This is a genomic window from Actinokineospora sp. HUAS TT18, assembly GCF_051364635.1.
Lineage (GTDB): Bacteria > Actinomycetota > Actinomycetes > Mycobacteriales > Pseudonocardiaceae > Actinokineospora.
Genome location: NZ_CP195645.1, coordinates 5,259,059 through 5,274,501, shown reverse-complemented (window position 1 = coordinate 5,274,501; position 15,443 = coordinate 5,259,059). Strand labels below are relative to the sequence as shown.

The 15,443-nt window shown below is 67.1% G+C and carries 16 protein-coding genes and 2 tRNA genes; 12 read left to right on the top strand and 6 right to left on the bottom strand.

Annotation, left to right across the window (positions count from 1 at the left end):
- The first annotated feature begins 294 nt into the window (after positions 1 to 294).
- From ACSHT8_RS24245 to ACSHT8_RS24235, 3 genes are all read left to right on the top strand, one after another.
- Positions 295 to 2,214 carry an ATP-dependent nuclease gene (locus ACSHT8_RS24245; RefSeq protein WP_436493194.1) on the top strand — a complete coding sequence of 640 codons (1,920 nt, stop codon included), beginning with the start codon at positions 295 to 297 and terminating at the stop codon, positions 2,212 to 2,214.
- Entirely contained in the window at positions 2,211 to 4,013 is a 1,803-nt protein-coding gene (locus ACSHT8_RS24240; protein WP_436493193.1) for a UvrD-helicase domain-containing protein, read from the top strand. The genes ACSHT8_RS24245 and ACSHT8_RS24240 overlap by 4 nt, the downstream gene beginning before the upstream one ends.
- A 66-nt stretch (positions 4,014 to 4,079) precedes the next feature.
- Positions 4,080 to 4,724 carry a hypothetical protein gene (locus ACSHT8_RS24235; RefSeq protein WP_436493192.1) on the top strand — a complete coding sequence of 215 codons (645 nt, stop codon included), beginning with the start codon at positions 4,080 to 4,082 and terminating at the stop codon, positions 4,722 to 4,724.
- 164 nt (positions 4,725 to 4,888) lie between these two features.
- Here ACSHT8_RS24235 and ACSHT8_RS24230 read toward each other — a convergent pair whose 3' ends face one another.
- Positions 4,889 to 5,131, bottom strand: coding sequence for a helix-turn-helix transcriptional regulator (locus ACSHT8_RS24230; RefSeq protein WP_436493191.1), 243 nt, complete (start codon positions 5,129 to 5,131; stop codon positions 4,889 to 4,891).
- A 187-nt stretch (positions 5,132 to 5,318) separates the two neighbouring features.
- Here ACSHT8_RS24230 and ACSHT8_RS24225 point away from each other — a divergent pair, with 187 nt between their 5' ends.
- Complete coding sequence (locus ACSHT8_RS24225; protein ID WP_436493190.1) at positions 5,319 to 5,894, top strand: hypothetical protein; 576 nt, start codon at positions 5,319 to 5,321, stop codon at positions 5,892 to 5,894.
- Entirely contained in the window at positions 5,891 to 7,108 is a 1,218-nt protein-coding gene (locus ACSHT8_RS24220; protein ID WP_436493189.1) for a tyrosine-type recombinase/integrase, read from the top strand. Before ACSHT8_RS24225 ends, ACSHT8_RS24220 begins: the two co-directional genes overlap by 4 nt.
- 103 nt (positions 7,109 to 7,211) lie before the next feature.
- On the opposite strand, the gene ACSHT8_RS24215 is transcribed toward ACSHT8_RS24220, so the two are convergent.
- Both ACSHT8_RS24215 and ACSHT8_RS24210 read right to left on the bottom strand, forming a co-directional pair.
- Positions 7,212 to 7,287: transfer RNA gene (locus ACSHT8_RS24215), tRNA-Arg, on the bottom strand.
- Positions 7,288 to 7,323: 36 nt separating this feature from the next.
- A tRNA-Ser gene (locus ACSHT8_RS24210) sits at positions 7,324 to 7,413 on the bottom strand.
- 208 nt (positions 7,414 to 7,621) lie between these two features.
- Between ACSHT8_RS24210 and ACSHT8_RS24205 the strand changes: the two genes are divergently transcribed.
- Positions 7,622 to 8,389 carry a CoA transferase subunit A gene (locus ACSHT8_RS24205; protein WP_436493188.1) on the top strand — a complete coding sequence of 256 codons (768 nt, stop codon included), beginning with the start codon at positions 7,622 to 7,624 and terminating at the stop codon, positions 8,387 to 8,389.
- A 3-nt stretch (positions 8,390 to 8,392) separates the two neighbouring features.
- Positions 8,393 to 9,049 (top strand): CoA transferase subunit B, encoded by a 657-nt coding sequence (locus tag ACSHT8_RS24200; RefSeq protein WP_436493187.1) that lies wholly within the window; start codon positions 8,393 to 8,395, stop codon positions 9,047 to 9,049.
- Between the two features lie 28 nt (positions 9,050 to 9,077).
- Here ACSHT8_RS24200 and ACSHT8_RS24195 read toward each other — a convergent pair whose 3' ends face one another.
- On the bottom strand, positions 9,078 to 9,743 hold the full coding sequence (locus tag ACSHT8_RS24195) for a dienelactone hydrolase family protein (protein WP_436493186.1): 666 nt from the start codon (positions 9,741 to 9,743) through the stop codon (positions 9,078 to 9,080).
- 121 nt (positions 9,744 to 9,864) lie between these two features.
- On the opposite strand from ACSHT8_RS24195, the gene hisC reads away from it, so the two are divergent.
- A complete protein-coding gene (gene hisC, locus ACSHT8_RS24190; protein WP_436493185.1) occupies positions 9,865 to 10,932 on the top strand; it encodes a histidinol-phosphate transaminase in 1,068 nt (355 codons plus the stop codon).
- A gap of 36 nt (positions 10,933 to 10,968) precedes the next feature.
- Here the strand turns inward: hisC and ACSHT8_RS24185 are convergent, their stop codons facing one another.
- Both ACSHT8_RS24185 and ACSHT8_RS24180 read right to left on the bottom strand, forming a co-directional pair.
- The gene (locus ACSHT8_RS24185) at positions 10,969 to 11,718 is read right to left on the bottom strand and encodes a sulfite exporter TauE/SafE family protein (RefSeq protein WP_436493184.1); all 750 of its coding nucleotides are present in this window, start codon (positions 11,716 to 11,718) and stop codon (positions 10,969 to 10,971) included.
- 10 nt (positions 11,719 to 11,728) lie between these two features.
- Positions 11,729 to 12,430 carry a GntR family transcriptional regulator gene (locus tag ACSHT8_RS24180; RefSeq protein WP_436493183.1) on the bottom strand — a complete coding sequence of 234 codons (702 nt, stop codon included), beginning with the start codon at positions 12,428 to 12,430 and terminating at the stop codon, positions 11,729 to 11,731.
- Positions 12,431 to 12,552: 122 nt separating this feature from the next.
- Here ACSHT8_RS24180 and ACSHT8_RS24175 point away from each other — a divergent pair, with 122 nt between their 5' ends.
- From ACSHT8_RS24175 to ACSHT8_RS24160, 4 genes are all read left to right on the top strand, one after another.
- On the top strand, positions 12,553 to 13,797 hold the full coding sequence (locus ACSHT8_RS24175; RefSeq protein ID WP_436493182.1) for an MFS transporter: 1,245 nt from the start codon (positions 12,553 to 12,555) through the stop codon (positions 13,795 to 13,797).
- An 8-nt stretch (positions 13,798 to 13,805) separates the two neighbouring features.
- On the top strand, positions 13,806 to 14,567 hold the full coding sequence (locus tag ACSHT8_RS24170) for a putative hydro-lyase (RefSeq protein ID WP_436493181.1): 762 nt from the start codon (positions 13,806 to 13,808) through the stop codon (positions 14,565 to 14,567).
- Positions 14,568 to 14,569: 2 nt separating this feature from the next.
- Complete coding sequence (locus ACSHT8_RS24165) at positions 14,570 to 14,719, top strand: hypothetical protein (protein ID WP_436493180.1); 150 nt, start codon at positions 14,570 to 14,572, stop codon at positions 14,717 to 14,719.
- A gap of 74 nt (positions 14,720 to 14,793) precedes the next feature.
- Complete coding sequence (locus tag ACSHT8_RS24160; RefSeq protein ID WP_436493179.1) at positions 14,794 to 15,441, top strand: hypothetical protein; 648 nt, start codon at positions 14,794 to 14,796, stop codon at positions 15,439 to 15,441.
- The last annotated feature ends 2 nt before the right edge of the window (positions 15,442 to 15,443 follow it).

Here is a 15,443-nt window from a genome sequence, read left to right as displayed (position 1 = left end):
AGAAAAAGCAGCCCGGACCACCCCGCCGGGACGGGCGGCTGACGAAAAGCAGGGGATTCACAGTTCTTGTCTGACACTGCCACATATGCACGCGGCAGCACCGTGCCGCTACAGCTGCGTCAGCCCGGAATCCGGCGGCGCGTTTACCTGCCGCGTAACCTATCACCCAGTTGAATGAACCTCGCTCACAATGTGTAACGCCAGTTACTTGAGATGCGATCTCCCCGGCATTGATGTGGACGGGAGGCGACTACTCAGCCGGAGGTCGCCAGCATTCGGGTGTAGGGAGCAAAGGTGAAATTGGCCTCAATCGAGGCCCGGAACTTCCGTTCTTTGCGGGATGTGCGGGTGCCGGTTCGTGAGCACTTGACTGTTGTGATCGGCGAAAACAACGGCGGCAAGTCCAACCTGTTGGATGTGGTGCGGCTGCTGACGGATCCGCTCGACGGGCGTCGGGACCGGTACTGGGATATTGACGACGTCGCGCGAATGCAGGGGATCGGGCCGGTTGAGTTGACGGCGACTTATGAGTTGACGTCTCGGGATCAGGTTGGGGTCTACAGCCAGGGTGTACTCGACGATATGACGTCGGTGCGGTATCAAGTCATGTATGCACCGCCTGTCGGGTCGGAAACCCGGGGCAGGTTGACGTGGATTGCGGGCGAGGGCAGGTCCAGCGACCGCGACCCTGAGCCTGAAGCCCGCGGGCGATTGCGGCACGTGTATCTTCCGCCGTTGCGGGACGCGCAGCGGGAGTTGAACTCTGGTTCTGGAAACCGGCTGCGGGTCATCCTGAACTACCTACTGACCGAGAATGCGGTCAGCGAGGCCGATTTCGTGGACGCCGTGAAGACCAACCTGGACACCCTTCGGTCAGCCGAGAAAACAGGAAAGGTCCTTGACGGTGTCGAGCGGGCTGTACGCACGCCGCTTGCGGACATCTCCGCCGGAGCGAGTCCTCAGGTGGCCGATGTCTCCTTCACCGACCCGGATCTGCTGTCCATTGCTCGGTCTCTCCGTATTCGCATGAACGACCGGGGGTTGGACCCACGCGACATCAGGGGATCTGGTCTGGGGTACGCCAACCTCCTGTTCATCGCGACCGTTGTCGCGGAACTTCGGGCCGCCCGAGATCACGACCTGACGGTTTTCCTCGTCGAGGAGCCCGAGGCGCACCTCCATCCGCAGCTGCAGAGTCTGCTTGTTGAGTACCTGCGTGACGCCGCCGAGGCGTCAGCCGCGGAGCCAGCCTCACCGGATTACGCAGGCCGGGTCCAAGTGATTGTCACGACGCATTCCCCCCTCATAGCCGCCTCGGCGCAGGTCGAGGACCTTGTTGTCCTCAAACGCCACCGGTTGCCCGCAGTCTCCGAGCATGCCGCGATGGACTCTTCATCAGGTGTGGACGAACGGGAGGAACAGGTGGTTATCCACGGCCAAAGCCTCTACGAGACCAAAGCGATCCCATTGTGCGAGCTCGATCTAGACGGTGGCCACGCCAAACTGAAGCGCTACTTGGACGCCACGCGCAGCGCCATGCTGTTCGGTCCCCGCGTGGTCCTGGTCGAAGGCGTCGCAGAGTCCCTACTCGTGCCAGCCTTCGCGCGCAGGGTTCTGCAACGTCCCACCGCGACCCCGTTGTTCCGTGCGCCTGCGACCTCTGGTGTCGATATGGAGCCCGTGATCTCGGCTCGGGCGAATTGGGCACGGTTCGTCGGCGCCACCATCGTCGCGATCGACGGTGTCGACTTTGTCCCTTATATACGTGTGTTGCTCACCGAATCCGGCGGCGGTCGGATCGCCGAGCGAGTGGCCGTGATCACCGATGAGGACCCGACCCTGAAGTACGACAGGCGGGTCAACCTCGTGGAGTTGGCGAGGAGTCTCGGTGCCGAAGACCGGCTCGGGGTCTTCGTCGCGCGTCCTACTCTGGAACCGGAACTGCTGTCCGCTGGCCCCGCCAATCTGGATATCGTCGAGGCGGCGTTCAACCTGCAGAAGCCTCAAGCCGGGCCGAAGGCGTGGGTTGAGATAAAGGCTATAGCCGACGCGACGGAACGCGCAGACAGGTTCCAGCAGGAGTTCAAGGATAAGGAACTACGCAAGGGAGACTTTGCCCAGGACATCGCCGAGCTAAGCGCAGAGAGCAAAGACTTCATCGTGCCCGATTACCTGAGTGCGGCTATCTCCTGGATCGCAGAGGCACAGCCGTGACAGGATCGGACCCACGCGAGATCACTGCCATCCAGCAGCAACAGCTAGCCGTTCGCCACTCGGCTCCGCTCTACGTACAAGCGTGCCCCGGGGCGGGGAAGACCCGAGTCATCGTCGACCGTCATCTGGCTGGGGCGCGTGGGGGGCGCGGTCGTGCTGTCGTATCGTTCACCAACGTCGCCTGCGCCGAGATCGCACGGCGCTGTCGCCAAGCTGGCACGCCCGAACTCGCCTCATTCCCCCACTACGTCGGCACCATCGACACCTTCCTCTGGCGCTACCTCGTCCGCCCGTTCCTAAAGTCAGACCGACTCTGGCACCGCATCGACTCCTGGGACCGCATCGACGCCACCGTCGAGGTCAGATCCGGCACAAACCGCCACATAGTTCGCCTGAACGACTTCCAATGGAGCCGAACCCCAGGCACGGAACGGTGCAGCGCGGATCTTCAGCCAAAGAGAAGGAACATCGTCACTTACAAGGCCCTATCCAATCAGGGGCTGCTTAACGAGGCGGCTCGGTTGGCGGTCGCAAAGAGAGATCAACTGGCACGCGCTGGCTACATCACCGGTCACGAGATTCGGATCAAAGCCCTGCGCACACTACAAGAACGGCACAACGATGCCGTCGCGATGCTGTCCGGACGGTTCCACGAGATCGTCATTGACGAGGCCCAAGACTGCTCGGCACACGATCTCGCTATCCTCGGCCTGCTACGCGATGCCGGTATCCCCTTGATCTTCGTGTGCGATCCGGAGCAAGCCATCTACGAGTTTCGCGGAGCACTGCCCGCCAGCATCCGCGCGTTCGGAGAGGGACTTGGGGCACGAGTCGACCTGACGGGCAACTGGCGCAGCAGCCCTGCCATCTGCGGCCTGGCCGCCACCCTTCGTCCCACGACCGCCTCCAAAGCGCCCGACATTCCGGTGGGCCTGAACCGGGATGAGCCAGCCGGAATCCTCCTCATCCACACTGACGGCCTGCAACCAGACGAAGCCCTCTCAGTATTCAACGATCACGCCGACACAGTGGGAATCGCTGCTCACGACCGACTGGTACTGGCACACGCCGGAACAAGCCTCCCTGCCGCGTCGCGTGCATCAGCTCCGCAGCCTCCGACCAACTACTCCGCACGAGTGGCCTGGGCCGCGACAATCGCCAAATCCACTCACAACATCACATCAGTTCGGGACGTCGCCTACGACATCCTCCAACGTGCCCTCCTGCGCTACTGGTACACCGATACAGACACAGACAACCGCTCAGTCGCGGCTATCTGCGACAGCCTTGGCATCGACACCTGGCGACTCCGTCGACAAGCGGGACGGCTGGCGACCGCCCTTCCCGATATCGACCAAGGCACGTTCGCCACCTGGTGCCCGGCGGCCAACAGCCAATTCAAACTCCTACCACCGCAGCCAGGTATGGCGCGACTAGACCAGAGCGGACACTTGAGCGCGACCGGCAGTCGCAGGAATCAGACTCCACGCGCTGCAGGCGGTGCTCCCGCCCTTGGCCCAACTACTCCTGTGCGAGCGAGCGTCATCCACCAGATCAAGGGTGAAGAAGAAGACGCCGTGCTCGTAATCGTGCCCCCAGACCCCCGAACCAGCGATCTCATCGACGCCTGGGTGACTGGCGACCATCCTGCCGACGTCGCTGAGAACCTGCGCGTGCTCTACGTCGCAGCCACACGAGCACGCCGCCTGCTCGCAATCGCATTGCCCGACAGTGCCCAGAGCCGCATAGCGTCCCTTCTCAAAGACCAAGATGTGCCCTTCGAACTCGCCTCTACCTAGCTGGCTCGCCAAACGAAGGGCCGCTGGCAACCTGTTCGTTTTCGACGAGAATGGGACCTTACGTACATGCCACTCATCGCGGGTACGGTTCAGTTGGATTCAGTGGTCCAGTTACTCGCCAAGGTGCGGCCGGTCTTCCACTCCGAGGCAGACTTCCAACACGCATTCGGACAGGCGCTCCACAGTCTTGATCCCGCGCTGCGCGTGCGACTCGAAGTGCCACAAGCTGAGTACGACAATGGACGCTGGTACATCGACATGGTGTGCCACGGCCCGGCGCGATCCACGGCCGTCGAGTTCAAGTACTTCACAGCAGCATGGACAGGTGAGGCTCCGGCCACCGGCGAGGCGTTCAGACTCCGCGAGCACGCAGCCACCGACCTCGCCCGCCGAAACTTCGTCTTCGACATCGCCCGCCTTGAACACCTCTGTGCGCGAGCACTAGACACCGACGGCATCACCCTGATGCTCACCAATGCGCCGAGCCTGTGGCGCCCGCTACGCAGCCAACGCCCGACCGGTGACCATGAATTCCGCATCCACGAAGGTCAAATCCTCACGGGAACTCTCAGATGGGGCGGCGCGCTCTACCCCGGGAATCAGCGAAAGCTCATAGGGACATACCCACTCCAGTGGCAGGACTACACGCGCCTACCCGGCCGCAACGGAACCTTCCGGTGGCTCGCCGCCACCATCGATCCCCACGGTTGAGCGACACTCCAGAGCTGACCGGAGCGGACTAGCGGCATGGCTGAACGTTCATCGCTTAGGCGCCATCCACAACCGCGACTCCAGGAGTCGTGTTATGCAAATCTGTTGATTCCGGTGACTGCGAGTGCCATGACGAGCTCATCCAGAAGGTAAGTGCACGCAAACTATCGTAAGTCGACATTCGCATCGGTCATGTCGTAAGACAGGATTGCGAGAATGGATGCGGTCACCACTCGGTAGCGGCTGCCGACTTGGAGGACGCGGGCCGGGAACTCGCCGCGGGCGATGAGTTCGTAGGCGTGGCTTCGGCTTAGGCCGAAGGCGGCTGCGGCTTCTGGCACGCCAACGGCGGCTGGCCACGTCCGTCGAATCTCGTCGAGCGTCGGCGATCTGCCCACACCGTTCATGTCCCCCAACATGGCATCCCCCGATGCTCGTCCAGCGTCTCACCGTCCACACTAGATGATATGGCAGCGGCATTGCCATGTCGTCAGATGGCCGCTAGCCTGAGTAGCAGGGCCACAGCGGCAGACAGGGGGACATCCGAGGTGACCTGTTCACTTGACTCAATGACCTAGGCCATATCGTTCCGCCATGGCGCGTCTACCGAAGGACTTCCGGATCGCGTGGGTGTCTCCAGTCGAACCTCGCGAGCCAATCACCTACGTCAGGACCGGACCAGACACCGCGGTGCCGACCCGGTTCCGGGTGTCGATCGCGTTGGCGACGCCGGATGCGGCGGTTCAGATCGAGGTGTTCGTGGGGGCTGATCTGCGGCCTCGCGTGTTCGATCTGAGTATCCGGACCAATGTGCAGACGCCGGTCACGACGTCGTTGCTTCGGCGGGTGCTGGTGGATCAACTGCTCCGCGAAGCGATGGCGAAGGCCGGGACGCCGGTCAGCAGCCTCCCAGCGGGCACGACGGTCGGACCGGAGCCGCAGGCCCACGAACCCACCGGGAAGGCCGACGAAGACGCGCAGACGGCGGCGCGCATCTACTCCGAGGCGGTGGCTGCCGGGAATCCGGCGCCCGCTGTCTCCGTGGCGACCGCGATGGGGCGCTCTCGCGCCCAGGTCGCCCGCTACATACGCAGGGCCCGCGTTATCGGGCTCTTGCCCGCACTCCCCCGTGCGGAACCCACTGGAAAGGAAGGAGCGCAACCGGAATGACAGATCCGATCAAGAAGATCACGTTGAAAGACGGTACGACCAGATACCGCTTCGTGGTGGACATCGGCCGCGATCGGGAGACCAACCGAAGGCTGCAGAAGACCTTCACGTTCGACACCAAGAAGGAGGCCCGGACCGAGTACGACAAGATCCGCCACGAATCCAACACCGGCACGTACGTTCAGCCGTCCAGGATGACCGTGTCGGACTACCTCGAAGGCTGGATGGTCGGCGCCACCCGCGAACTGCGGGACTCCAGCAAGCGGAGCTACCGAGACGCTCTGCGGCCTGTACACGAGCAGCTCGGCTCGATGGCCATCCAGAAGGTCACCAAGATCGACGTCGAGCGCATGGTCACCTGGATGTTGACCAGCGGGCGCCGTCGCGGAGGTAAGCCTGGGACGGGACTCGGGCCGAGGAGCGTGCAGTTGACGCTCGGCAGGCTCACAGCGGCGTTCGAGATGGCGCTCGCCGAGGGCATGGTGACGCGCAATGTCGCCAAGCTGGTGAAGGCGCCGAAGTATGAGCGCCAGGAGCCGGACACCTGGTCCGCGGCCGAGGTGCGGAGGTTCCTCACCAGGGCGAAGGCGGATCGGCTCCACGCGGCCTGGCGGCTCTCGCTGTACGGGCTTCGCCGTGGTGAGGTGGTTGGACTGCGGTGGGCCGAGGATGTCGACTTCGGGTCGTTTGCGAAACCTTGCCTGACGCACAAAGACCGATGGTGCGCTCCCTGCTACGGCGCGGACAAGCCCGCCACCATCCAAGTCCAGCAAGCCCGAGTCCTGGTCGAGGGCAAGATCCACGTGGTCCCGCCTAAGTCACGCAACGGGCTTCGGAAGCTCCCGTTGGACGTCGCAGCCGCACAGGCACTCCGGAGCCTCCAGGTCGCCCAGGCGGCCGAGAAACTGCACGCTGGTCCCGCGTACAGAGACAGCGGCTACGTGGTCGTCGACGAGTTGGGCGAGCCGGTCCACCCCGAGTGGTACTCCGACGAGTTCCAGCGGCTGTCCAAGCGCGCCGGGGTGAAGCGGATCGTGCTGCATGAGGGGCGTCACACGGCTTTGAGTCTGATGGAGAAAGCCGGTGTGCCGATCTCGATCGTCAGCCGGTGGGCCGGGCACTACGACACGGCCTTCACCTATTCGACCTACGTCCACGCCAACGACGAAGACCTCAAGACCGGGACCGACGCGCTCGGAAAGCTCTACGGATAGCCAGTACAAGCGTTCGTGTGAAAATGTGAGACAGCAAGGCCCTCAACAACGAGTCAGGACCCTGTCTCGTTAACCGAAACAAGGCCCTGACCTGGACTAGCTTTGGTGCGCCCGAAGGGATTCGAACCCCTAACCTTCTGATCCGTAGTCAGATGCTCTATCCGTTGAGCTACGGGCGCGTGTTCAGTTATCACCCAGCGGGCTGGGTGGTACAGCGGAGGCTCCGGGATTTGAACCCGGGATGGGGGGTAACCCCAAACCGCATTAGCAGTGCGGCGCCATAGACCAGACTAGGCGAAGCCTCCCGGGGAGCCCCAAGCCGCTCGGCGGTAAGACTACACAAGGTGCCGTCGGCCAAGCAAAACGCCCCCCAAGATCCGGCAAACCCGCAGGTCAAGGCGCAGATTGTGGCCACGCCACGCAAGCGTCGCCTGATCGTGGTGTTCGGCCACATCGACACCCCAGCCACCCCCGCTAGAGTCGCGACTGCCACACCCAGAAGGAGGGGCACACATGGACAAAGTCGTCCGCAGCGCCGCCGATGCGGTCGCCGACATTCCGGACAACGCGAGCCTGGCCGTTGGCGGGTTCGGGCTGTGCGGCATACCGAGCGTGTTGATTCAGGCGTTGCACGACGCCGGGGTCTCTGGGCTGGACGTGGCGTCCAACAACTGTGGGGTCGACGAGTGGGGGCTGGGGCTGCTGCTGCGCGACCGCAGGATCGCGCGCATGACCAGTTCGTACGTCGGGGAGAACAAGGAGTTCGCCCGGCAGTACCTGTCCGGTGAGCTGGAGGTCGAGCTGACCCCGCAGGGCACCCTGGCCGAGCGGCTGCGGGCGGGCGGCGCCGGTATCCCCGCCTTCTACACCCGCACCGGGGTCGGCACGCAGGTCGCCGATGGTGGGGTGCCGTGGAAGTACGACGCCGAGGGCAACGTCTCCATCGCGTCGCCGCCCAAGGAGGTGCGGGAGTTCGACGGGCTGGAGTACGTGCTGGAGAGCGCGATCGTGTGCGACTTCGGCCTGGTCCGCGCCTGGAAGGGGGACCGGCACGGCAACCTCGTGTTCCGGGACTCCGCGCAGAACTTCAACCCGCTCTGCGCCATGGCGGGGCGCGTCAGCATCGCCGAGGTGGAGGAGCTGGTCGAACCCGGCGACATCGCCCCCAACGAGGTGCACCTGCCGGGCATCTTCATCCAGCGGGTCGTCCCGCTGACCCCGGAGCAGGCCGCTGACAAGCGCATCGAGCGTCGTACCGTCCGTCCGAAGCAGGAGGCCTGACCCATGGCACTCACCCGTGAGCAGATGGCCGCCCGCGCCGCCGCCGAGCTGTCCGACGGCTCGTACGTGAACCTGGGCATCGGCCTGCCGACGCTGGTCCCCAACTACGTGCCGGACGACATCGAGATCGTGCTGCAGTCCGAGAACGGCATCCTGGGCGTCGGCGCGTACCCGTTCGACGGCGACGAAGACCCGGACCTGATCAACGCGGGCAAGGAGACGGTCACCGTCCGCAAGGGCGCGTCGTTCTTCGACTCCGCGACGTCGTTCGGCATGATCCGCGGCGGCAAGGTGGACGCGGCGATCCTGGGCGCGATGCAGGTCTCCAAGGTCGGTGACATCGCCAACTGGATGATCCCCGGCAAGATGGTCAAGGGCATGGGCGGCGCGATGGACTTGGTGCACGGCGCCAAGCACGTCGTCGTCCTGATGGAGCACGTCGCGAAGGACGGCTCGTACAAGATCGTCAACGAGTGCTCGCTGCCCTACACCGGGCTGAAGGTCGCCCAGCGCATCATCACCGACCTGGCGGTCATCGACATCACCGCCGACGGGCTCGTGCTGCGGGAGACCGCGCCGGGCGTGAGCGTCGACGAGGTGCGCGAGAAGACCGAGCCCGAGCTGACCGTGGGCGCCGACATCCTGGAGATGGCGGTCTGACGCCCGAGCACCTGCGCTGGGCGGAGGCTCAGCGCAGGTGCGCGTCGAACCAGTTCAGCGCGCGTGCCCACGCCTCGGAGCCGCCGGTCTCGAAGGCGAAGCGGACGACGTCGGTGGCCACCTGGGCCGCCGCCGCGGCGTCGCGCAGCTTCTCGACCTGGGGTTCGGTGATGTCGTCGCCCTCGGTGCGGTAGAGCCCGAGCCAGGGGCAGCGCAGATCGCCCGCGACCTCGATCAGCGCGGGCAGTCCGGCCGACAGCGGCTCGACGATCCCGCCACCGGCCACCGTGACCGCGGCGCCGATGGTCCGGGACGCGGCGACGACCAGGGCCACCGCGCCGCCCAGCTCGAAGCCGATGACGCCGATGCGGTCCGGGTTCACCGAGTGCTTGGCCAGCCACGCGAAGGCGATGTCGGTGGCCGCGAGCACGGACTCCCCCGACAGCTCGCTCACCTTGCCTCTGGCTGCCTCGTGGTCGACCTCGGCCGACCCGCCCTCGTACAGGTGCGGGACCACGATGAGCCACCCCTCGGCGGCCAGGCCCGCGACCATGGCGAGCACCGCGTCGGTGACGCCGCGCGCCTCGTGCAGGACCACGAGCCCACCGCGGGTGACGCCGTCGGGCTCGGCGAAGGTCAGGCGCAGTTCTCGGCCGTCGTCCAGCCGGACATCCTCGGTATGGGTCTGGGCCATGTGTCAACCCAACCACGGCCAGGTGTGTCCTCGTCAACGTGATCACCCGCTCACCCCGGGTGTCGGGATAGGTTCGGACCCAGCGGCAGCGTCGCCGCCACCGTGAAGACGAGGAGCTCCGATGAGTGTCCGTACCCGCGCCGACCTGGCCGCCCTCCCGGGCTACGTGCCGGGCAGGTCCATCCCGGGCGCGATCAAACTCGCCAGCAACGAGGTGTCGCTGGGCCCCCTGCCGAGTGTGGTCGACGCGATCGCCCAAGCCGCCACCCAGATCAACCGCTACCCCGACACCGGTTCGGGCGAACTGGTCGCCCGGTTGGCGCGCAAGCTCGCCGTGAACGGCGACGAGGTCGCCGTCGGCTGCGGCTCGGTGACCCTGTGCCAGCAGCTGATCCAGGCCACCTGCACCGCCGACGACGAGGTCATGTTCGGGTGGCGCTCGTTCGAGGCCTACCCGATCCTCACCCACGTGGTGGGCGCCGCGCAGGCGCGGGTGCCGCTGACCGACGACCACTTCCTCGACCTCGACGCGATGCTCGCCGCCATCACGCCGAAGACGCGGCTCATCTACTTCTGCAACCCCAACAACCCCACCGGCACGGCGCACCCGCGCGCGGCCATCGAGCGGTTCATCGAGGCCGTCCCGAGCGACGTGCTGATCGTCATCGATGAGGCCTACGGCGAGTTCGTCGACGACCCCGAGGTCCCCGACGGCATGGACGTCGCCAAGGCGGCGTGGGCGGCGGGCCGCGACAACGTCGCGGTCCTGCGCACGTTCTCCAAGGCTTACGGGCTCGCGGGCCTGCGCGTCGGCTACCTGGTCGCGCCGGCGGCGGTCATCGCGGCGGTGAACAAGGTGTACGTGCCGTTCGCGGTGAACGCGATCGCGCAGGTCGCGGCGATGGCGTCGCTGGACGCCGAGGACGAGCTGCTGGCCCGCTGCCGCGACATCGTCGGCGAGCGCGGCCGGGTGCGCGCGGCGCTGATCGAGCTCGGCTACGACGTGCCGGAGTCGCAGGCGAACTTCGTGTGGCTGCCGCTGGGCGAGCGGACCGCGGCGTTCAACGAGCACTGCCTCGGCCAGAAGGTGATCGTCCGCGCGTTCGCGGGCGAGGGCGCGCGGGTCACGATCGGCACGCCGGAGGAGAACGACGTGTTCCTCGCGGCGGCCGGTTCGTTCCCCCGCTAGACCGGTGGGTGGCGGCGTGTCCGGGTGGACACGCCGTCACCTGGCCAACAGCTGCACGATCGCGGTGATGCCGACGACGACGATCACCGCGCGCAGGACGGTCGGCGACAGCTTGCGCCCGACCTTCGCGCCGATGAGCCCGCCGACGATGGCCCCGACGGCGATCAGCGCGACCGCGTCCCACGCGACGTCGGCGACGAAGGCGAAGATCACGCCGGAGGCGAGGTTGACGATCGCGGCGAGGACGTTCTTGACGCCGTTGATCCGCTGGAGGGTCTCGGTCATCAGGATGCCCATGAGACCGAGCAGCAGAACCCCTTGCGCCGCCCCGAAGTAGCCGCCGTAGACGCCCGCGGCGAACACGCCGACCAGCAGCGGCAGGCCGCCGTGCTCATGGCGTTCGCGCTCGGCGAGCTTGCGCGCCAGCCACGGCTGGGCGACCACCAGGACGAGCGCGAGTCCAATGAGGACAGGCACGATCGTCTCGAACGCGCCGGGCGGCAGGACGAGCAGCAGCACCGCGCCCGCGATCCCGCCGAGCAGCGACGCGGAGCCCAGGCGCAGCAGGCGGGGCAGCTGCCCGGCCAGCTCGCGGCGGTAGCCGATGGCGCCGGTGACCGAGCCGGGGACCAGGCCGAGCGAGTTGGACACGTTGGCCACGACCGGCGGGAAGCCCACGGCCAGCAGCGCGGGGAACGTGACCAGGGTGCCGGATCCGACGACGGTGTTGATGCCGCCCGCGAACACCCCGGCCAGCACGATCCCGACGGCTTCCCATGGCGTCACGAGAACGACCCTAGTTCGCCAGTTTGTCGTCCCGCTGCGTGAATGCGTCGAACATCTCACGCTCCGCGTCGTCCAGGTAGGACCGCAGGAGCTCCTCGGCGCCCTTCAGGTCGTTCTTGTCGACCTTGTTGACGATGTCGCGGTTGCGTTTGAGGTAGCCCTCGTGCAGCGCCCGCGGGTCGCCCATCTCGTGGAAGCCCAGGCGCAGCTCGGCGCCGACCTGGCGCATCACCTCATCGAGGCGTTGGCTGCCGACGAGGCCGACGATCGCCTGGTGGAAGCGGATGTTCGCGGTGCCGACGTCGGTCCACAGACCGGCCTTCGCGGCTTCCTCGCCGCGCTCGACGGCGCTCCGCAGGACCTGGGAGCCCTCGGCGTCGGCGAACTTGATCGCGGCGCACTCGAGCAGGCGGCGGACGTTGTAGAGGTCGACGACGTCCTCGCGGGTCAGGCTGCGGACGAAGACGCCGCGGTTGAGCTTGTGCACCAGCAGGCGCTCGTGGCTGAGCAGCCGGAACGCCTCGCGCAGGGTGTTGCGGGAGACGTCGAGCGGGGCCATGAACGTCTCTTCGGTGATCCGGGTGCCGGGCGGCAGCACGCCTTCCATGATCAGGTCGCGCAGCGCGGACGCGGCCACCTCCGCGGCACTCGAACGCCCCTGCCCGACCCGGCGCGCGAGCTTGCCCGCGCGCTCGATGTCCTCCGCCGCCACGCCGCCTCCGATGTCGGATTGTTGAACAAGTGAATCATCCGTTTGTTGGATTGTCATATTGTTCAACAATCCTCCACACTGTGGATCGTCGAACAAGTCAACAATCCGCTGGAGGGGGAGCCATGACCGTGCCACGCACCGACCAGGCCGAGACCGGCTGGTACCGATCGCTGCCACCCAAGGGCCGCAAGGCTTTCGTCGGCGCGTTCCTCGGCTTCGGCCTCGACTCCTACGACTTCTGGGTGCTCCCGCTCGGCCTCGCCGCCATCGCGGCCACGTTCGGGCTCACCACAGGCCAGACCGGCCTACTCTCCACGGCCACCCTCGTCTTCTCCGCGCTGGGCGGCGTCATCGCGGGCGTGCTCGCCGACCGCATCGGCCGCGTCCGCACTCTGATGATCACCGTCGTCACCTACGCGGTCTTCACCGCGCTGTGCGGCCTCGCGCAGAACTACGAGTCCCTGCTCGTCCTGCGCGCCCTGCAGGGCCTGGGCTTCGGCGGCGAGTGGGCGACCGGCGCGATCCTCGTCGCCGAGTACACCGCCGCCCGCCACCGCGGCCGGGTGGTGTCGGTGATCCAGAGCTCGTGGGCCGTGGGCTGGGGCGCGGCGGTGATCGCCTACACCGTGATCTTCCACTACGTCGACGCCGGACTGGCCTGGCGAATCCTCTTCATCACCGGCGCGCTGCCCGCGCTCCTCGTCTTCTACCTGCGCCGCGGCGTCGAGGACGCGCCTGTCTTCACCGAGCACAGGGCCGCCGCGCGCGGGTCGCTCAAGGCGATCTTCCGCGGCGACCTCCTGCGCACCACGGTGTTCGCGTCCCTGCTCGCCACCGGTTGCCAGGGCGGCTACTACACCCTCGCCACCTGGCTGCCCACCTACCTGAGCAAGCAGCGCGGCCTGACCGTGATCGGCACCGGCGGCTACCTGGCCTTCTTGATCACCGGCGCGTTCCTCGGCTATCTGACCGGCGGCCACCTCACCGACCGCATCGGCCGCAAACCCGCGTTCCGCCTGTTCGCTGTGCTCAGCGCGGTCCTGCTCCTGCTCTACACCCAGCTCCCGCCGTCGGCCGCCGGATACGTGATGTACCTGGGCTTCCCGCTGGGCTTCTGCTCGTCGGCGATCTTCAGCGGCTTCGGCGCCTACCTCGCCGAGCTGTATCCCAGCCACGCGCGCGGCGCCGGTCCCGGCTTCACCTACAACTTCGGCCGCGCCGTCGGCGCGTTCTTCCCCGCCGCCATCGGCCTGCTCGCGGGCCGGTTCGGCATCGGCGGCGCCATGGCGTTCGGCGCGCTGGCCTACGCGCTGGCCGTCGTCGCCCTGTTCGGCCTGCCCGAGACCCGCGACCGCGAACTGTCCTAAGAGGAGCCATGGACCCACGCACCGTCCGCGCCGCGTTCCGCGACGGCGCCGCCCACACCACCGCGGGCCTCGCCGACGGCTACGCACAGGCCAACCTGATCGCCGTCCCCCGCGCCGACGCCTACGACGTGCTGCTGTTCGCCCAGCGCAACCCGAAACCGTGCCCCCTGCTCGACGTCACCGACCCGGGCGCGACCAGCACCCACCTGGCCGAGGCCGACCTCCGCACCGACCTACCCCGCTACCGCGTCTGGCGCGACGGCGTGCTGGTCGACGAGCCAACCGATGTCACCGACCGGTGGCGCGACGACCTGGTGACGTTCCTGATCGGCTGCAGCTTCACCTTCGAGGCCGCCCTGCGCGCGGCCGGGATCGCGATGCGGCACACCGACCAGGGCACCACCGTGCCGATGTACCGGACGAACCGGCCGTGCCGTCCGGCCGGTCGGCTCAGCGGCCCGCTCGTGGTGTCGATGCGGCCGATCCGGGCCGACTTGGTCGCGACCGCGGTCCAGGTCACCGCCGCCGTCCCGGCCGTCCACGGCGCACCCGTGCACGTCGGCGCCCCGGAAGCGTTGGGAATCAAGGACATCGACAGTCCGGACTACGGCGACCCAGCCGAGATCCGCCCCGGCGAGATCCCGGTGTTCTGGGCCTGCGGCGTCACCCCGCAGGCCGCCATCGGCGCGCTCCCGTTCGCCATCACGCACGCGCCGGGGCACATGTTCATCACCGACGTCCAGGAGTCCACATACCGATCCGGGGGATAGCCATGTCCAACACCGTCGCCTTCGCCATCCTGCTCGGCTGTCTGATGATCATGTCCGTCCTCGCCAAGGCCCGGGTACTGGGCGCGTTGGCCGTCACCGGATTCGTCCTGGGAGCCGTGTCGGCGGCGTCCGTCTTCATCATGGTCAGCTAGGCCGATCGGGTGAATGGAGATCACGATTGCGCGGGACAGGTAACCGGGCGCGCGGAGCGTCGGATGCCTGGGGCATGACAGCGTCGCGCTACCTACCCGCCCGCATCGCGGTTGGCGTCCTCATCGTCCTGTTCGCGGTGGCCGCGGCCACCACGGACGGCGTCGGCGGGGTGTTCCTCGCGCTCGGACTGGTCGCCATCGCGGTCGCGGCCTACGCGACCGTGGTCGGGCACGCGCTGTGGGCCTTCGTGCCGAACCGCAAGCGCGCGGGCGTACTCGCGGGCGTGGCCGTCCTCGCTTTGATCGTCGGCGGCGCGCTGCTGCCCGCCCGCGCGCCGTCGTCGCTGGTGGCGGCCCCGACGACCAAGCCAGTGAGCCCCACCGCGCCCGCACCGTCCACATTGGAGTCGGCGATCGTCACCACGGCGGCGACGACCACCGTCATCGCGACGACCACGACGACGGCCAAGCCCACCACCACGACCGCCAAGCCGACCACGCCCCGCCCCAAGCCGACCACCACGACCGTCCCGCCCGCACCGCAACCGGTCGCGGCGGTCCCGACGAAGCCCGGGTGCGACCCGTCCTACCCGACGCTGTGCCTGCCGCTGACCGGCCCCGACCTGGACTGCAAGCAGATCACGCAGCGCCGCTTCCCGGTCCGCGCACCGGACCGGCACGGCTTCGACGGCAACGGCGACGGGATCGGCTGCGAAGGCTGAAA

Coding starts and splice junctions, on each gene's coding strand:
- ACSHT8_RS24235 (WP_436493192.1), top strand. CDS start 4,080: ATGCCACTCATCGCGGGTACGGTTCAGTTGGATTCAGTGGTCCAGTTA.
- ACSHT8_RS24230 (WP_436493191.1), bottom strand. CDS start 5,131: ATGAACGGTGTGGGCAGATCGCCGACGCTCGACGAGATTCGACGGACG.
- ACSHT8_RS24225 (WP_436493190.1), top strand. CDS start 5,319: ATGGCGCGTCTACCGAAGGACTTCCGGATCGCGTGGGTGTCTCCAGTC.
- ACSHT8_RS24220 (WP_436493189.1), top strand. CDS start 5,891: ATGACAGATCCGATCAAGAAGATCACGTTGAAAGACGGTACGACCAGA.
- ACSHT8_RS24205 (WP_436493188.1), top strand. CDS start 7,622: ATGGACAAAGTCGTCCGCAGCGCCGCCGATGCGGTCGCCGACATTCCG.
- ACSHT8_RS24200 (WP_436493187.1), top strand. CDS start 8,393: ATGGCACTCACCCGTGAGCAGATGGCCGCCCGCGCCGCCGCCGAGCTG.
- ACSHT8_RS24195 (WP_436493186.1), bottom strand. CDS start 9,743: ATGGCCCAGACCCATACCGAGGATGTCCGGCTGGACGACGGCCGAGAA.
- hisC (WP_436493185.1), top strand. CDS start 9,865: ATGAGTGTCCGTACCCGCGCCGACCTGGCCGCCCTCCCGGGCTACGTG.
- ACSHT8_RS24175 (WP_436493182.1), top strand. CDS start 12,553: ATGACCGTGCCACGCACCGACCAGGCCGAGACCGGCTGGTACCGATCG.
- ACSHT8_RS24170 (WP_436493181.1), top strand. CDS start 13,806: ATGGACCCACGCACCGTCCGCGCCGCGTTCCGCGACGGCGCCGCCCAC.
- ACSHT8_RS24165 (WP_436493180.1), top strand. CDS start 14,570: ATGTCCAACACCGTCGCCTTCGCCATCCTGCTCGGCTGTCTGATGATC.
- ACSHT8_RS24160 (WP_436493179.1), top strand. CDS start 14,794: ATGACAGCGTCGCGCTACCTACCCGCCCGCATCGCGGTTGGCGTCCTC.